The sequence below is a fragment of the Halobacillus trueperi genome (assembly GCF_003386945.1).
GTDB classification, from domain to species: Bacteria; Bacillota; Bacilli; order Bacillales; family Halobacillaceae; genus Halobacillus; species Halobacillus aidingensis.
Map to the genome: position 1 here is coordinate 255,641 of NZ_QUAE01000005.1, position 16,477 is coordinate 272,117.

16 protein-coding genes are annotated in these 16,477 nt (G+C 42.8%); all 16 read right to left on the reverse strand.

Annotation, left to right across the window (positions count from 1 at the left end; all coding sequences use genetic code 11):
- Positions 1-428: 428 nt before the first annotated feature.
- The 16 genes from spoIVA to sleB all read right to left on the reverse strand — a co-directional run bounded on the left by spoIVA (position 429) and on the right by sleB (position 16,139).
- Positions 429-1,907, reverse strand: coding sequence for a stage IV sporulation protein A (gene spoIVA / locus DYE48_RS09215; RefSeq protein WP_089652608.1), 1,479 nt, complete (start codon positions 1,905-1,907; stop codon positions 429-431).
- Between the two features lie 244 nt (positions 1,908-2,151).
- Positions 2,152-2,880, reverse strand: a complete 729-nt coding sequence (locus DYE48_RS09220) for a hypothetical protein (RefSeq protein WP_089652584.1) — start codon at positions 2,878-2,880, stop codon at positions 2,152-2,154.
- A 17-nt stretch (positions 2,881-2,897) separates the two neighbouring features.
- Positions 2,898-3,095: a DUF2768 domain-containing protein gene (locus DYE48_RS09225; protein WP_089652585.1), complete on the reverse strand. Its 198-nt coding sequence runs from the start codon at positions 3,093-3,095 to the stop codon at positions 2,898-2,900.
- A gap of 896 nt (positions 3,096-3,991) precedes the next feature.
- Positions 3,992-4,249 (reverse strand): stage VI sporulation protein F, encoded by a 258-nt coding sequence (locus DYE48_RS09235; protein WP_089652586.1) that lies wholly within the window; start codon positions 4,247-4,249, stop codon positions 3,992-3,994.
- Positions 4,250-4,310: 61 nt separating this feature from the next.
- Positions 4,311-5,351: an NAD(P)H-dependent glycerol-3-phosphate dehydrogenase gene (locus DYE48_RS09240; RefSeq protein WP_115823348.1), complete on the reverse strand. Its 1,041-nt coding sequence runs from the start codon at positions 5,349-5,351 to the stop codon at positions 4,311-4,313.
- Between the two features lie 25 nt (positions 5,352-5,376).
- Complete coding sequence (der, locus tag DYE48_RS09245; protein ID WP_089652588.1) at positions 5,377-6,687, reverse strand: ribosome biogenesis GTPase Der; 1,311 nt, start codon at positions 6,685-6,687, stop codon at positions 5,377-5,379.
- Between the two features lie 177 nt (positions 6,688-6,864).
- The gene (locus tag DYE48_RS09250; RefSeq protein WP_035504885.1) at positions 6,865-7,050 is read right to left on the reverse strand and encodes a capping complex subunit for YIEGIA; all 186 of its coding nucleotides are present in this window, start codon (positions 7,048-7,050) and stop codon (positions 6,865-6,867) included.
- A complete protein-coding gene (locus DYE48_RS09255) occupies positions 7,047-7,931 on the reverse strand; it encodes a YIEGIA family protein (RefSeq protein WP_089652589.1) in 885 nt (294 codons plus the stop codon). Before DYE48_RS09255 ends, DYE48_RS09250 begins: the two co-directional genes overlap by 4 nt.
- The gene (locus DYE48_RS09260; RefSeq protein WP_115823349.1) at positions 7,928-8,521 is read right to left on the reverse strand and encodes a YphA family membrane protein; all 594 of its coding nucleotides are present in this window, start codon (positions 8,519-8,521) and stop codon (positions 7,928-7,930) included. Before DYE48_RS09260 ends, DYE48_RS09255 begins: the two co-directional genes overlap by 4 nt.
- 904 nt (positions 8,522-9,425) lie before the next feature.
- Positions 9,426-10,448: a type 2 isopentenyl-diphosphate Delta-isomerase gene (fni, locus tag DYE48_RS09265; RefSeq protein ID WP_115823367.1), complete on the reverse strand. Its 1,023-nt coding sequence runs from the start codon at positions 10,446-10,448 to the stop codon at positions 9,426-9,428.
- A 74-nt stretch (positions 10,449-10,522) separates the two neighbouring features.
- Entirely contained in the window at positions 10,523-11,665 is a 1,143-nt protein-coding gene (rpsA, locus tag DYE48_RS09270; RefSeq protein WP_089652592.1) for a 30S ribosomal protein S1, read from the reverse strand.
- A gap of 100 nt (positions 11,666-11,765) precedes the next feature.
- On the reverse strand, positions 11,766-12,350 hold the full coding sequence (locus tag DYE48_RS09275) for a lysophospholipid acyltransferase family protein (RefSeq protein ID WP_115823350.1): 585 nt from the start codon (positions 12,348-12,350) through the stop codon (positions 11,766-11,768).
- The gene (cmk, locus tag DYE48_RS09280) at positions 12,347-13,033 is read right to left on the reverse strand and encodes a (d)CMP kinase (RefSeq protein ID WP_115823351.1); all 687 of its coding nucleotides are present in this window, start codon (positions 13,031-13,033) and stop codon (positions 12,347-12,349) included. The genes DYE48_RS09275 and cmk overlap by 4 nt, the downstream gene beginning before the upstream one ends.
- A 122-nt stretch (positions 13,034-13,155) precedes the next feature.
- The gene (locus DYE48_RS09285) at positions 13,156-13,818 is read right to left on the reverse strand and encodes a flagellar brake protein (protein WP_115823352.1); all 663 of its coding nucleotides are present in this window, start codon (positions 13,816-13,818) and stop codon (positions 13,156-13,158) included.
- Positions 13,819-13,926: 108 nt separating this feature from the next.
- Positions 13,927-15,267 carry a germination protein YpeB gene (gene ypeB / locus DYE48_RS09290; RefSeq protein WP_115823353.1) on the reverse strand — a complete coding sequence of 447 codons (1,341 nt, stop codon included), beginning with the start codon at positions 15,265-15,267 and terminating at the stop codon, positions 13,927-13,929.
- An 11-nt stretch (positions 15,268-15,278) separates the two neighbouring features.
- Positions 15,279-16,139 (reverse strand): spore cortex-lytic enzyme, encoded by an 861-nt coding sequence (gene sleB / locus DYE48_RS09295; RefSeq protein ID WP_115823354.1) that lies wholly within the window; start codon positions 16,137-16,139, stop codon positions 15,279-15,281.
- Between the last annotated feature and the right edge of the window lie 338 nt (positions 16,140-16,477).

Below are 16,477 nucleotides of genomic sequence, written 5' to 3' on the forward strand. Positions count from 1 at the left end.
TGTTTATTTAGGTGCCATCTTTATGATGACAAGCCTTATAATAAACGAGTTTAAAGCGAAATTCAATAGACAATCCTGTAAAAAACGCGTAACAACGCGACTTCCGAGCTGAATTCCACTTCATTTCAGGTGTAGCCTACCATAATCTTCTTCAAGTGGCAAACCCTCCAAAACCTTGATATGACGGCATTTCCACAACTTTAATGATCTTCACATAGGTAATTACGACATCCCCCTTAAAAAATCCTTTAAACTTCGTAATTTTTTTCTTAAAAACACTGAAAAGTAAGCATTTCTGGTGTTTTTGAGAATGGAAATGAGAGGATTATACAGTTTCTTCGGATGAAAATAGAACCCACATTTCTATCATTTAAGTCTTATTCAAATCCCTGAAAAAAGCAAAATTAAAAACGGCTCACACGGAGCCGTTATAAAATGATTGCGATCATACCACCAGAACCTTCATTGATGATACGCTCGAGCGTTTCTTGTAGTTTGTACCTTGCATTTTCCGGCATGAGTGCCAGTTTGGCCTGGATGCCTTCACGGACGATCGAACTCAAAGATCTGCCAAAGATATCTGAATTCCAAATGGATAGTGGGTCTTCCTCAAAGTCCTGCATAAGATACCTCACGAGTTCTTCGCTTTGTTTTTCTGTTCCTATGATCGGCGAAAATTCTGATTGGACATCCACTTTAACCATATGGATCGATGGCGCGACAGCTTTCAACCTTACCCCGAACCTCGAGCCTTGTCTGATGATTTCAGGTTCATCGAGAGTCATATCCTCTAAGGTCGGTGCAGCGATTCCATAACCCGTCTGTTTGACCATCTGTAAGGCATCTGCCACCTGGTCATATTCTCTCTTCGCATGGGAGAAATCCTGCATGATCTCAAGTAAATGATCTTTCCCTCGGATTTCTTCTCCGACAATTTCTTTTAAGACATGATCATACAAATGTTCCGGCGCTTGAAGATCGATTTCAGCAATCCCTTCCCCAAGGTCCATCCCTGAGATATGAGCACCTGTAATGTACTCGTATTGATCGAAGTTACCTACGACTGTATCCACATCCCGTAATCGTTTAATATCTTTAACTGTATCTTCAATCGCCTCTTGAAGGTTGTTCCTTAACCAGTGGCGGGAATCAAGAACCATCACCCAGCTTGGTAAATTCACATTCACTTCCAGCACAGGGAATTCGAATAATGCTTCACGTAGAACATTTTGAACATCGTTTTCCCGCATGCTCTCCACGGACAGTGCAAGGACGGGTATATCGTACTTCTCAGAGAGGTTCGCCCTCAATTTTTCCGTATTCGGATGATGAGGCTGTGCGGAATTCACAATCATAATGAAAGGTTTTCCGACTTCTCTCAACTCTTCTACGATTTTCTCTTCTGCTTCCACATAATCAGCCCGGGCGATTTCACCGATGGTACCGTCCGTAGTCACAACGATTCCAATGGTCGAATGCTCCTGGATTACTTTTTGCGTACCAATTTCCGCTGCTTCATGAAAAGGGATCGCCTCTTCATACCAGGGTGTATGAATCATTCTTGGTCCGTGCTCATCTTCATACCCAACCGCACCATTCACGGCATATCCGACACAGTCAACCATGCGGACGCGGATGTCAAGGTGATCATCAATATTGATGTTTGCCGCCGTATTAGGGACAAACTTAGGTTCTGTCGTCATAATCGTCTTCCCTGCCGCGCTTTGAGGCAATTCATCTAATGCACGCTCACGCTCTGATTCTTCCTCCATATTTGGTAAAACAACGAGCTCCATGAATTTCTTTATGAATGTAGATTTTCCAGTACGAACAGCCCCGACGACTCCTAAATAAATATCTCCATTTGTCCGTTTGGAAATATCACTGAAGATATCAACCTTTTCCAAAGGATCCCCTCCCAAATAAAATTTCACCTTCATACAAGCCTAGACAATCTAATTCTATGACGTTGTCCTAGTGAAATATGCAAGAAATTATAAGTACGGAAACTCATACTGGACGAACAATCATAGATGATTCGCATAAACAGGAGAAGAGAAACGCTGGATAGGTAAGGTATAATCAAGTTTAGTTTATGCTCACTAAAAATCTATGAAAAAAACCGTCCCTCTATGCAGGAACGGTTAACAATCATGTCGATGGCTGAGCTTTTGAAAACACAGGCTCTCCATTTTCTACTGTATAGGTAGTCGAATAGGCAGGGACAAATGGGGTATGATCAGTTAATAAGTAACGAATATCTTCCCCTTGTTCGTAACTGTGCTCTTCTTTTCTTAGGTATGTGTACAAGTCTTTCCGATAATCAATATACACTCTCCCCTGTTCATCCAGGTAAACGGGAAGTTTTTGGTCGGAATAGGGGCTGTTGACCATCGGCGGCTCGTCCATTCCAATTTTCTCATGATCCAGTTCATACACCCCAGGAGCGACGAAATCACCGAAAGGCGGATATTTATTATTATCTCGGTAGAATTTCACTTTAACCTGCAAAGAACGTACCTCTTCCGTTGTTCGGAGATCCAGTACTTTCACTGTCGGATCTGTTTCAGGGTGGATGATAACATATTGATAATGGCCGCCGTTTTCAAAGGATGTACCCGGTAAATCATTGAGAAGATTCAACTCCTTCAACTTACTGAATTCAATTGGATACTTTTGAAAGATCGGCGTGTCTTGATCTTTCGTTTTTATAGGCAGCAGGCCGTTTTTCTTTTCCTGATAGGTGTCTACAGCATTTTGAACCATCTCAAGCTGTTGATCATTCGGCACCTGGTTCTTCGCCAACTTGTTCTGCGGATATAGACATCCGGAAAGCAACAATGCCGTCAAGGGCAATAATATGAATAAAAAGCGTTTCATGTAGTGTCTCCCTCCTGTTAGGCCGTCGGTCCGCTCAGGACGATATAAAGAATAATAATTCCTCCGAAAATCATAAACAAATAAGCAAAAACAGCGATCATTATTGATAGAAAGCCCTTTAATTTATATCTGCTTAAGTAAATTAAACCAACAGCCAGGAACAATGAAATAATCCCTGCGAAGGATATGTACATTTTGAGCATTGATTCTGACACAGCTCTTCCTCCTTCAAAGCACACTTTGCTGATGGTATTATACCACAAGTCTTTCTATACGGACAGATGAGAAAACAGAGTCTATCAGTCTTTTATATCCATTTTTACAACCTTTTTAGTATGCTCTGTTAATCATTGAGTCGATGATTAGTTATTAAAGAATATGGCAGGTTTCTTGAAGACTCAGTTTCGAGATGTTTTTGAGTGGATGGGGCTGCGGGGAATGACTCGCTTTCCGCGGGAGCGCGGTGAGCCTCCTCGAGCTTCGCTCTGTGGGGTCTCACCAAGCACTTTTTTCCCGCAGGAGTCTCCCCATTCGCCTCCGCCCCTTTGCCATGGAAGATTCTCGAAACCACTTCTGGAAAAATCAGCTTGTATGATTGAGGGAAGTGGATAATATAACCCCCTCCACAGCTGGCATTCACAACGTAAAAGCTTGATACAGAGCGCTTTATGCATGCTTAGGAGAGAAGAGTGGGAGAAACTCCTTCTCCGTATAGGGGTTCGTTTCTCCCTTATATGAAATGGGGTTGTTGGGAAGCTGCGAGACTCCCGTGGGAGAAGGAGATAGGCGAGATCCCGAAAGGCGATAGCCTGAGGAAGCTCGGCGCTCCCCCACAGGAAAGCGAGTAGCTTCCCAGCCACCCCTGACGCTAAACTTAGCAACGAACCCCGGTTATCTCGGAACTGAGTCTTCCACAATCGGGAGCTTATATGAAATTAACATTGAGATTTACGGAGCGATTCAATTGAAAAAAGCATAAAAAAATCCGGGGCAAACGGTTTGCCCCGGTTGACTAAACAATTCCCTGACCAGCTCATGTGTAATGATTGCTGCGTAATATCTTATGCATACGAATGAAGGACCGCCTCCTCAGGCGCCTATTGGTTCGTAATCATTTTAAAAACTTGCCTAAGGTATTCATATCCAAAGGCATGTTTTGTTTGGTGATTGCTTCAACGATTTTATCTTCCTTCGATTTTGACACGTTCTTATTAGCAACCTTTGCGAGCTGGCGAACAAGACGTCTGACCGTCTTTTCATCACTGAAATCAGCATTCTGTACAGAATTCGCCACTTTGAAGACATCTTCTGGGTCGATGTTTGCCTTTTTCTTCAGATGATCAAAAATATTCTTTTGAAAATCATTCATGAACAATTGACCTCCTCGTGCGTTAGGTTCTGTGTAGTATATGCACGAGAGTCGATATGTGTCAGTCATTCATCTTTTCATCAAGAATATTTGTCAAATCCTCCATTTCATGTCTACGGATCCTTGTCATCAATTCGTCGACGACATCTCTTGGATGAGCCGATTCAAATAGAATCCTGTAAATCCCTGAAGTGATCGGCATTTCCACCCCTTGCTCCTGTGCAAGTTGAAAAGCGGCTTTTGTCGTCCTGACTCCTTCAACAACCATTCCCATTTGGTCTAAAACCTCTTCCAATGGATATCCTTGTCCAAGCTTATTCCCAGCCCTCCAATTTCGACTGTGAGAGCTTGTACAAGTTACAATAAGGTCCCCGATTCCTGTCAAGCCGGAGAAGGTGAGCGGGTTCGCTCCCTTTGAAGTTCCAAGACGGGCAATTTCAGCAAGCCCTCTCGTAATTAGAGCCGCTTTGGCATTATCCCCGTAACCAAGCCCATCCGAAATACCAGCACCAAGGGCGATAATATTTTTCAACGCGCCTCCAAGTTCCACGCCGACCAAATCAGGAGATGTATACACGCGGAATTGACGATTAATGAAGAGGTCCTGCACTTTCTCCGCTACTTCTAGTTCCTCTGCAGAAACCGTTACGGTTGTTGGCTGCCTGAGACTTACTTCTTCCGCATGACTTGGACCGGAGAGGACGACGATATCCTCATACTTTTCTTTCGGGATCTCTTCGGAAATCACTTCAGATACACGCTTGTAAGAGCCAGGCTCGATCCCTTTTGAAGCGTGTGTAATGATCACTTTGTCATTTAGAACTTCCTTTAACTGGCCGCAGACTTCTCTCATAGCCTTTGTCGGAACGACTAAGATCACATGCTTAGCATTTTCTACAGTCGCTCCTAGGTCATGGCTTGCAGTAATCGATTGAGGAAGATCAATATCTTTCAAATATTTTTCATTCCGGTGCGTTTGGTTGATTTCTTCAGCAAGGTTCTCCCTGTGTGTCCAGAGATGAACCTCATGCCCATTATCAGCAAGAACGAGGGCAAGAGCTGTGCCCCAGCTCCCCGCACCAAGTACAGCTACTTTCTCCATGCTACCTACTCCCTTCCTGAAAGAATCAGCTACGTTTCCTTGCAAAAATCTTGATTGGAGTTCCTTCAAAACCGAAGGCTTCACGGATCCTATTTTCCAAGAATCGCTCATATGTGAAGTGCATCAACTCAGGTTCATTAACAAATACCACAAAACTTGGCGGTTTGACAGAAACTTGAGTCGCATAAAAGATTTTCAGCTTCTGACCCTTAATGGATGGAGAAGGATTCATAGCAAGGGCGTCCATAATTACTTCGTTAAGCAGATTCGTCTGCACACGCTTCGCATGATTCTCACTTGCTTCCAGAACTTTAGGGATCAACGTATGAATCCGTTTTTTTGTTTTCGCAGATAAAAAGACAATAGGTGCATAGTCAAGGAAACGGAATTGATCCCGAACCTTATCTTCAAACTCTTTCATCGTTTTTTCTTCCGTCTCTATGGTATCCCATTTATTGACGACGATAATGACAGCTTTTCCAGCTTCATGGGCATAGCCCGCAATCTTTTTGTCCTGTTCATGAATGCCTGCATCTGCATCAATTAAAGTCAGGACAACATCCGAGCGTTCAATCGCCTTCAATGCCCTCATGATGCTGTACTTTTCGGTCGTTTCATAAACTTTGCCTCGTTTTCTCATTCCAGCTGTGTCAATGATCACATAATCCCGATCGTCTTTAGTGAATGGAGTATCGATAGCATCCCTTGTCGTACCTGCGATATCACTGACAATCACTCGTTCCTGACCAAGGAGACTGTTTACGAGCGATGATTTCCCTACATTCGGTCGGCCGATTAAGCTGAAACGAATGGTATCATCATCGATTTCTTCCTGAATTTTTTCAGGGAAGTGTTTCACAACTTCATCGAGCATGTCTCCAAGTCCCAATCCGTGTGTCCCCGAAATTGGGAAAGGTTCACCAAAACCGAGAGAGTAGAATTCATAAATGTTTTCTCTCATTTCAGGGTTGTCTACCTTGTTCACTGCAAGAACAACCGGTTTATTTGATTTAAATAGAAGTTTGGCGACTTCTTCGTCAGCGCCGGTAATTCCATCACGGCCGTTTACCATGAAAACAATGACATCTGCTTCATCAATAGCTACTTGTGCCTGTGCTCTCATTTGCACGAGCAACGGCTCGTCCCCAAGTTCAATCCCACCGGTATCAATGACATTGAATCGTGTTGTCAGCCATTCGGCTTCTGCATAAATCCGGTCTCTCGTGACACCGGGCGTATCTTCTACAATAGAGATTCTTTCTCCAACAAGTCGGTTGAATATCGTTGATTTCCCAACATTCGGTCGTCCTACAATAGCAATTACTGATTTTCTCATGAAAGGATCATCCTTTCTTTATTTCTATTTTCATTATTCCATGTTTCCTCAGTAGTGAAAAGCAAAAAAATACTGCTCTCCCCCGTGCGATGGTTTAACAGCCCATCTTCCGAAGAACAGCAGGAAGCCATTAACTTTATTATCTTAGCAAACTTTAGAAAAAGAAACAATTCTTTCTCAATGCTTGACGATAATATATAGTTGATCACTTAATGCATGAGCGATTCCATCCAAAATAGCTTCTAAGTTTGCTGCAACAGCTTCCATTTCCTCTTTCGTTTCACACTTGAATACAGCTGCACTGCCGTGGACTTTGTTTTCCTGTGTCGTAACGGAAGCCAGTATCGCTTTCTCCATTTTCATGAATGTTTCCTCCTACCTTTCTTCGAAGGCATTTGTATGGCATTTTCGAGAACGGGTACGTGTTCAATAATCTCTTTCGCCCGTTTTGAATCCTTTTCTTGAGGAAGAATGAACACTCCAATCCTTCCATCATTCAAGTCTCTTTTGATCAATGGCACAAGAGCGGGTGTCCCTGAATCCCTGAAGACCCCCAGGGTCACAGATACATCATGCAAGATGGCCTGCCTCTGCCCAAGGTTTGCAATGGTAGAACGGACACTGAATTCTTTAGGGGTTAATACGAAGCCCATTCCATATTTCAAAATCTCTTCCTGCCGCTCAGGCAATCCAATGTTCATGATGTAAATGTTATCGACATACAATCCGGCTCCGTCGAAGGAAATGGATTTCTCTTCTACCGTTACGATATCCGAGAGCTTCGAACCGCTCATCAACATTCCAGATAGAAGAAAGCATATGACAGCTGCCCCTAAAGCCACCCAAACATTAAGTGCTAAATAACAGAGGGTGACGACAAAAGAAGTGAAAATGACGAGGTAATTTCTGCTCTCGAAAGCAACTGCTATTCCTTCAATATACGTATTGCCCCGTGGGACAAGTTCATAAGAGTCCATTTCCGTCAATGTATTCCTCTCCATATTGCGTACTTCCCGGAACTGAGAAGCAGCTAACGTCAAAAAAGTCACGGCGGTGAATTCCTTTTCCATAATAGAGGGGATCGCGATGGTTCCAAGCGCAGCTGCAATAAACCCTAAGGATAAGTGGATGATCTTCCCATGAAGGTAAGTCGGATATTGCCTGTAATCAGTACGCAACATAAAGACTCGAAGAGCTGTACCAACGAGGATTCCTAAAATGATTGGATAGGTGTATTCATTCACACAAAAGCAGCTCCTTTAGATAGGGATTTTCTCTTTTTACGAATAGTTCTCTTCCATTGATCTACGCCATGAAAAAGGAGCAGTACAAACACCCCTTTTATCGAGAGAGAAAGCATTACATGAGTATTAATGAGCCCTTCGTTTTGATAAAGGGCGAAAATAATGAAAGAAAATAAGGAGCCACCAGCATTGGTTAACATCCATAAACCCATCTGGCCACCTACATCCTTAACGAACAGTCGAAGAATTCCCACGATCACAAAGAGAAACAGAGAAATTCCCGGGAAGTTCACCCACACAGGATGCACGATGAGAAACATCCAAATCGCTGCGTAGCCAACGCTAAGAATGAACGGCCAGAAATAATCAAACACGGTTCTTTTAATCGATATAAAAAGATAAGTTCCGAAGACGAGAAGGATAAGGACGTGAAAGTAAAATTGACCTTTTTGACTCCAAGAAAGTATGTCATATGTACACATAAAAACACCCAAAATCAGTAACAAATCGCGTTTCAGTTTCCGACGTTGAATGAAAAAGACAGCTATGACCGTTAATGACCAAGCAAACCAGTAAAACGTTGCCTCCAAGACCCCACACCTCCCAAGCTTCACCATTTATTATGTGTGGTTCACGAAAGCTTTAAACATATTATATAAAGAAAGGGTTTGTTAGCCCGTAATTATGATTATTAGTTATTAAAGAATATGGCAGGATGGTGTAAGACTCGATTTCGTGACTTTTGTGGGAGTTTAGGGGCTCCGGGAAAAGGTTCGCTTTCCGTGGGCGAGTGATGAGCCTCCTCGAGCTAACGCTCTGTGGGGTCTCATCTACCACGCACTTCCTCTTAGATATCCGGTTCCGGCGCCTAGCGGCTAGTGAGACTTCCCTCGCTTCTGTACGATAAGTCAACATCGAATCACTCCGTTCTTCGTGTTTCCTTTATCTCCGCCAGCTCAGTCCAGTCCATACGCCGCTGATCGAGGCGCCTCCACACTTAAGGTAGGAGTCTCACCTTTTCCCTCCGCCCCTTTACCATACGAGATTCTCGAAATCCCTCTAACAGTAACCTGCCGAGCTCTGTAAAAAGGCCCTTTTCACTAAAGCCGTTATAGAGTCGTTTTTACCATAGATCCAGCAAGAATAAGGCGTGGGAACAGGGTCTGGGAAACGTCCGCATGAAAAACGAATGGAGACAAGAACGTGTGTGTTTTTCTACTGACTAATTCCAAACACCGCAAATCGTCGTTTCCCTGACCCCGTATCCATGGCCAGGAATTGTCATTCATTATTTCAACTAGGCAAGGCTTTCTTTAAGAATGCGCGGTATGTGCTCCTAGTGCTCCTAGCGCTCCCGCGGAAAGCGAGCTATTCCCCGTAGCCCCCATCCACTCACCAAAAGTCTCGAAACTGAGTCTTCCACAATCGGGAGCTTATATTAAATAAGCATGAAAAAAGCTACATAAAAAAGCCTATGACAAATTTGTCATAGGCTTAGTTCATCCTTTGGTCATACCATTGCTTCGTATAACCGAGCATTACGTATGGTTTTCCATTCAATTCCTTAGGGTGGAGTGTATTTTGAAGCATCATAGCTATTTTGAATTCATGTAGAATATGATGGATCTCTTCAGTTAATGCTTTCCTTCCTTCATTCACCAGTATCTTCAGCAGTGATCCAGCCATTCCGAAACCTTTTGCACCGAGCACCATCGCCTTCGCTCCATCAAGGCCGTTCCGAACTCCTCCTGATGCGAAAACATGCAAATCATCAGAAATAGACGTCTCAAGAACAGATACTGGAGTGGGGATGCCCCAATTGTTAAACGAAGTGTACGCACGCTCGCGCCTCATGTTTTCCACTCTAGAGAAATTCGTCCCCCCTCTTCCACCTACGTCAAGGTGACGAACTCCCATTTGATAGAGTGTATCAGCGGTTTCTTTAGACATCCCATAGCCAACTTCCTTTACTATTACTGGAACATCGATATGGTCAATAATGTCCTGAATCCTGTGCATCCGCTGTGAAAAATCTCGATCCCCTTCAGGCATAATCATTTCCTGAAGAGTGTTGATATGAATTTGCAGAGCATCGGCATGAAGCATACGAACCGCTTCCCTTGCCTGGTCTAAAGTAGCTTCACTTCCTACATTAGCAAAGATGATCCCTTCAGGATTCATTTCTCGAACAATTTCATAAGTTTTTCGTTCTTCAACATTTTTTAAAGCTGACATTTGAGAACCTACAGCCATACCGATTCCAGTCTCTTTTGCTGCTATAGCCAAGTTACGGTTGATCGCCATGGTCTCTTCTCCGCCACCGCCAGTCATCGCATTAACAAAAAGAGGGGAACTTAAATAAAGTTCCCCTACTTGTATATTCATCTGTATATCCTCGAAATTGAGACGGGCAAGACTTTGATGAACAATTTCGATATCATCAAAATGATTATGAATCTCCCGTTCGTGACTGATGGCATGGCGGATATGGTCAATCTTCCTTTCAGATCTGCTCATATCCATCCCTACTTCTATTAAGCTCTATACCATTTAGACTTGGTTCAAAGACCAGTATTTAATTGTCCAAGAGCTTATTTTTTATATTTATCAAGTTTGTCGCCAATCATGTCACTTAAAGAGAAACCTGAATTGTCATCTTCTTTCTCATACTGTTGGATTTCAGCACGAGTTTCGTCACGCTCTAACTCTTTCATGCTTAATGAAAGGCGTTTAGCATCCTCGTCAACATCCAGAACTTTCACTTCAACCGTTTGTCCTTCTTCTAACACTTCATCAGGTGTACCGATGTGGCGGTTGGAAATTTGAGAAATGTGGACAAGACCTTCGACTCCCGGAAACACTTCTACGAAAGCCCCGAAACTTACGAGACGACGAACGGTTCCTTCAAGAGTCTCACCAGGGTTCACTTTTGAAGTGATGTCATGCCATGGTCCTGGTTGAGTAGCTTTCAGTGAAAGAGAAATTCTTTCATTGTCACGATCGACGGAAAGTACTTTGACTTTGACTTCTTGGCCTTCTTCCACAACATCAGATGCTTTTTCCACATGCTGATGGGATAACTGGGAGATATGTACAAGTCCGTCAATACCTCCAAGATTTACAAAAGCACCAAAGTCAGTCAAACGTTGTACAGTACCCTCGATGACTTGTCCTTCTTCTAGAGATTGTAGCACTTCATGCTTCTTCGCCGATTCCTCTTGCTCAACGACTGCACGGTGGGAAAGGATTACACGGTTTTGCTCACGATCCAATTCCACGACTTTTAGGGAAAGCGTTTTTCCTTTATAGTCTTCAAAATCTTCAACGTAATACGTTTCAACCAAAGAAGCTGGAATGAACCCACGCAGGCCGATATCGACAACAAGCCCGCCTTTTACAACATCTTTAACTTCAGCTTCAAAGATTTCTCCGCTTTCGAACTTAGCTTCTAGATCTTCCCATGCCTGATCAGCATCAACGGCACGCTTAGAAAGTACGATTTCATCATCTTCCACTTTCTTCACTTGTAGAGTGAGCTCGTCTCCTTCACTCACTGCATCTGAAGCTTTTTCTACATGAAGGCTGGATAATTCACTGATAGGTACAATACCTTCGACTTTATATCCAACATCTACGAGGACCTGTTTTTCTTCAATCTTCACGACTTTACCAGTCACGATGTCCCCTGCAGAGAATTCTTTCATTCCAGATACTTCTTGATTCATTTCATCCATACCAAGCTACCTCCTTCAATTTCCGACACAACCTAATAATACAGAAATGCCCTTTTGTCTAACTTCTAATATTTAGAGCATTTTGTCAAGTGATTACGCCTCATGATTGATGAATTTTATGCAATTGTCTGATTTCTTCCATGATCCGATCTGTAACAACCTGGGCAGAAGCCTTCTGTTCACGATATTCCGTCATATCAATCGGTTCACCATAAACCACTTTCAATTTCTTGAACTTTTTGTATGGACCGATAATCGCGCAAGGAACTATCGCCGCTTCAGACCGCAAAGCAAAGAAACCAGCTCCGGCAAGGCCTTTGCCGATTTCGCCGTTTTTCTGCCTTGTCCCTTCAGGAAATAGTCCAAGGGCATGGCCTTCTTTTAATATATCCAGACCTTTTCTTAAGGCGTTCCTATCCCTCATGCCACGTTTGATCGGAAAAGCATGGACTTTTTTCAATATACCCCCGATGACAGGGTTTTTAAACAACTCTTCTTTCGCAAGGAAGTAAATATTCCGACTACTCGTTATGCCTACAACCGGTGGGTCCACGTTGGAGATATGGTTGGAACAAATAATGACTGGACCTTCTGCAGGAATGTTCTTTTTTCCGACAATCTTAATTCTGTACATCGGATATAAGATCACACTACATAAGGCTTTTCCTAATTTATAAAGATTCATCCCTGCTCCCCCTTCTCCCATTTCTCATTCACGATATTTAGAATCCCCTCGACTACTTCGTCGATATTCATGGATGTTGTATCGATCTCGATGGCATCTTCTGCTTTTACCAACGGGGCGATCTCTCGATTGGAGTCGATTTCATCACGTTTTCGGATCTCTTCTTTCAATTGTTTCAAATCAGAAGGAAAACCCTTTTCAAGATTTTCTTTATGACGCCTTTCTGCTCTTTCTTCGACAGAAGCAATCATAAAGATCTTCACTTCCGCGTCTGGAAGCACATGGGTTCCAATATCACGGCCATCCATGACCACACCCTTGTCCTTGACGAGTTCTTGTTGTCTTTGCACCATTTCTTCGCGAACATTTTTGTGCTTAGCAACGATTGACACTTGATTGGTGACCTCTGCTGTCCTGATTTCCTCAGAAACATCACGTTGGTCGAGGATGACTCTTTGTCCGGCATCACTTTGAACGAGATTTAAATCAGATTGACTTAGAAGCTGAGCCAGACCATCCTCATCTTCAAGCGAAATGCCTTGTTTCAAGGCTTTCCATGTTAATGCTCGATACATTGCACCTGTATCTACATAAATAAAAGAGAGCTTTTCTGCGACTTTTTTTGCTACAGTACTTTTTCCGGCTGCCGCTGGGCCGTCAATGGCAATTGTCATTGTGTTCATACGATCCGTATCCTCCATCTGTCTTATCAAAGAGAAAACGCACTGGCACAGCGCGTTTTCTCTAAAATTTTTGCTTAATGATCACAGTCAAGAATAACATAATTCTACTATGAAAATCCATTTTATTTGAGTGCTCTCATCCGTGATTGCATTTGTTGTTCAAAGCAATATTTGATAATCAACTGCCTGTCCTTTTCATGAATATCAATAAATTCAATAGAAACCCTTTCAGGCTGGGAAACTTTTGCCGGAATGACGCGGATGACCTTTCCGATTGCAAACACGTAATGGATCTCCCCTGTATTCATGGGAAGGACCAGAGTCAAGTCGATCTTATTCTCTTCCTCTAATTTATCAGAGGGCGATTGTACGACCATGACGCCTCCTCCACTAATATCATTCGTAATGGTAGGAAAAGAACAAGTATCCCATTCTATAGCTACATCCACAGATGCGTCGACACGGACATACTTACGTCTTTGGACCCTGTTCAATTCTTCCAAACCTGGAAAGAATAAAGCGATAACTGGTATGTTTCTTTTTTCCCTTGCCACCACCTCTGTCTTAAACCAATAAACGGATTGGTCTTGACCGACGAAGCTTGCTTGGAATTGTGTGCCATCCAGAAAAAAACCTGTCCGGCCGGTTATAGTATGTACAGGATAATCAATGTAAATTTTACTATCTTCAAAGTCCACCAATTTACACTTGTAATGATCGACTTCATCCACTTCTGATTTTTTCAACTCCAGTGTCAGAGGTGTCCCCACCTTCAAATTCTGCATCATGCTCCTCCTCTATAAACGTGATTATATTATCTCACGTCTTTTTAAAAAATGGAAGATGATAGGTCTAAAGACAGAGAAAAAGAACCCTAATCAAAGGGTTCTTTTTCAGACCTCCTGGTTGAACTTCATCTCCGCTTTCTTCAATGTTTCCACTTTTTCTTCTTGTCCATTGGTCGCATTGATAAAGATACGATAGGTCGTATTTTCCATCGTAGCCAGGAATTCATAACAGAGGACTTGTTCATTGACATCATTTTCAATTACAGAAAGGTGATTTTCCTGTATCTCAACATTTGGATTCACTTTTCCTCTTGCTTCTTCCAATGAGATTTCAGGTTCATTGAGTTCTCGCTCACTATGGAAATTGTAATAATCACGAGCACTCATGCCTAACACTTCCCCGTTATCAAGCGCCACTTTTACCACAACAGAATCAGGGAAGAACCTGACATCATTTTGAGTGTAGAGGAAACGGAAGACCCCCATGTTGTCATATTGATTGCTTTCGACGAGCTCTAGATTAGATATTTCCAAGCCTTCCGCATATTCCTTCGCTTTTTCAGAAGCTTCATATAGCGAAATTTTAGGCTCTCCCACTTTACGGCTGATCATAATTGTCAAAGGATGTCCGCCTTTTTCCGTTAAATCGATGTATCCATTCTTATCACCGTTTTGGAAGGAAGCTGTGTACATAGGTACATCAGCGCCTTTCCCTGATTTTGTAACCGTGAGCTTATCTGTGGATACTTTTTCCAGCCACTGACTGGCAATTTTTTTCGCTTGTTTTTCATCGATTTTTTCACCTTCAAGGTGTCGAAAGCTTTTTTCTGGGCCGGAGGAACCGAGTCCTGTTTTAGTCACGGATTCTTCGAAGCCATCCATAGATTTTTCTACCGTCTTGAATCCATTGACGATGGTATTGTCACCGACTTCATCGTTTGTAGCTAAGGCAAGTTCAACATCCATCCATCTTAAATTATCTTTCATTACGACATTTTGTACTTTTCTGAGTTCCCCTTCAATTTCACCGGACTTTTTGTGGAGCTCTTCCAGCATTTGAATCTCCTCTTCACTAAGGGGTTTCTTTTCCAGGTCTCGAACAGCTGTCCGATAAGTAAACTCACCGATGTCGTGTAAGAATTCTTCAGTTTTATTAAAAGGAAGAAGCGTCAGTGGCAGTTGACCTACATCTGAACTTGCATCAGATGAAATTTTCCATATCTCAGCGAGTTGAGGAGATAATCGGTTTCGAGAGTTCATCGCTAGGCTTGAACCGATTTTGTCATGGAGAAGATCGACATTGTAAGTCAGTTCATGAAATGCTCTTTGATAACTGTTTTCAGCTTGGATCAGAACGGCATTTTTATCCTGGTTCTCTTTATACCCCCACACACCTGCACCGATCGTAGTTATACTCAGTAATATGATGGCGATCCATTTTCCCATACGCCCACCTCCTATTTACAGAAAATATGTTTGCCGATTTGTTTGATTTGTGGTCTTGACCAGATCCAGTCCGATGTAGCTGTGTTCGGATTGAAGTAGTACAAGGCTTGACCAGAAGGATCCCAGCCATTAATCGCATCCATAACCGCATCTTTCGCCTGATCATTTGGTTCCAGCCAAATTTGACCATCAGCTACGGCAGTAAAAGCACGAGGTTCGAATATGACACCAGATGCATTGTTTGGGAATGAAGCACTCTTGATCCTGTTCAGTATGACCGCTGCTACTGCCACTTGGCCTACATAAGGCTCACCGCGAGCTTCACCGTAAACAGCGTTTGCCATCAATTGAATATCATTTTGTGAATAGCCACTTGGAACATTGACGGCTGTCGGTTCCTCTGGCTGCTGTTGCTGCTGGTTTTGTTGTTGTTGCTGATTTTGTTGTTGATTTTGTTGCTGCTGTTGATTTCCTTGTTCTGTTTGTTGAGTTTTAGGAGTACCTCCATAGTGCGTAAAATCTTTACCTTTTCTGATCTGTTCTTTCACATAACCCTCATCATAGTTGCTTGCTTTATTCAGCTTATTTTTCACTTCCTGACCCACGAGCCCATCAATTTCCAGACCGAATTCATACTGAAAATTACGAACTGCCCAATAGGTTCCCCAACCGAAAACTCCATCGATTTGGCCGTTGTAAAAACCTAAGTACTGCAACCTGGATTGAAGTTCAATGACATCATCACCCGTGGCCCCTTGCTGAATGACCTGATTTGAAAAACCTAGGACAGGTTTGACATAGGTCAACTCTGATAAAGGGAAAAGCAACAAGGCTAAACCCAAAAAAACGACCATCGTCTTCTTCCATACCATCCAATATCCACCCCTGACCCAATAGTTTTGTTATAAGGGTAGTTTTTAACAGAACCAAAAGATTATGCATATTTTCATTTCTAAGCTCAGCAACTATGAAAGGCACATTATTATCCGCATCTTCTATATATGCTCCCGTTTGTGGAAGACTCAGTTTCGAGATAACCGGGGTTCGTTTGCTGTATTTGGAGTCAGGGGTTGTTGGGAAGCCACTCGCTCGTATATTATAGTTACCAGATAATTTCTGGTGGACCTCACTACCTTCTTGCGAGGTATAATGAGGGCAATCAGATGGAGGTGTCGACGTCTCGCTTGAAGCTTAGTCTTCGTAGGAAAGA

Bases quoted from the DNA above. Each gene is read 5' to 3' on its own strand.
- DYE48_RS09220 (WP_089652584.1), bottom strand. From the start codon at position 2,880: ATGAAACGCTTTTTATTCATATTATTGCCCTTGACGGCATTGTTGCTT.
- DYE48_RS09235 (WP_089652586.1), bottom strand. From the start codon at position 4,249: ATGAATGATTTTCAAAAGAATATTTTTGATCATCTGAAGAAAAAGGCA.
- DYE48_RS09240 (WP_115823348.1), bottom strand. From the start codon at position 5,351: ATGGAGAAAGTAGCTGTACTTGGTGCGGGGAGCTGGGGCACAGCTCTT.
- der (WP_089652588.1), bottom strand. From the start codon at position 6,687: ATGAGAAAATCAGTAATTGCTATTGTAGGACGACCGAATGTTGGGAAA.
- DYE48_RS09250 (WP_035504885.1), bottom strand. From the start codon at position 7,050: ATGAAAATGGAGAAAGCGATACTGGCTTCCGTTACGACACAGGAAAAC.
- fni (WP_115823367.1), bottom strand. From the start codon at position 10,448: ATGAGCAGATCTGAAAGGAAGATTGACCATATCCGCCATGCCATCAGT.
- rpsA (WP_089652592.1), bottom strand. From the start codon at position 11,665: ATGGATGAAATGAATCAAGAAGTATCTGGAATGAAAGAATTCTCTGCA.
- DYE48_RS09275 (WP_115823350.1), bottom strand. From the start codon at position 12,350: ATGAATCTTTATAAATTAGGAAAAGCCTTATGTAGTGTGATCTTATAT.
- cmk (WP_115823351.1), bottom strand. From the start codon at position 13,033: ATGAACACAATGACAATTGCCATTGACGGCCCAGCGGCAGCCGGAAAA.
- DYE48_RS09285 (WP_115823352.1), bottom strand. From the start codon at position 13,818: ATGCAGAATTTGAAGGTGGGGACACCTCTGACACTGGAGTTGAAAAAA.
- ypeB (WP_115823353.1), bottom strand. From the start codon at position 15,267: ATGGGAAAATGGATCGCCATCATATTACTGAGTATAACTACGATCGGT.
- sleB (WP_115823354.1), bottom strand. From the start codon at position 16,139: ATGGTATGGAAGAAGACGATGGTCGTTTTTTTGGGTTTAGCCTTGTTG.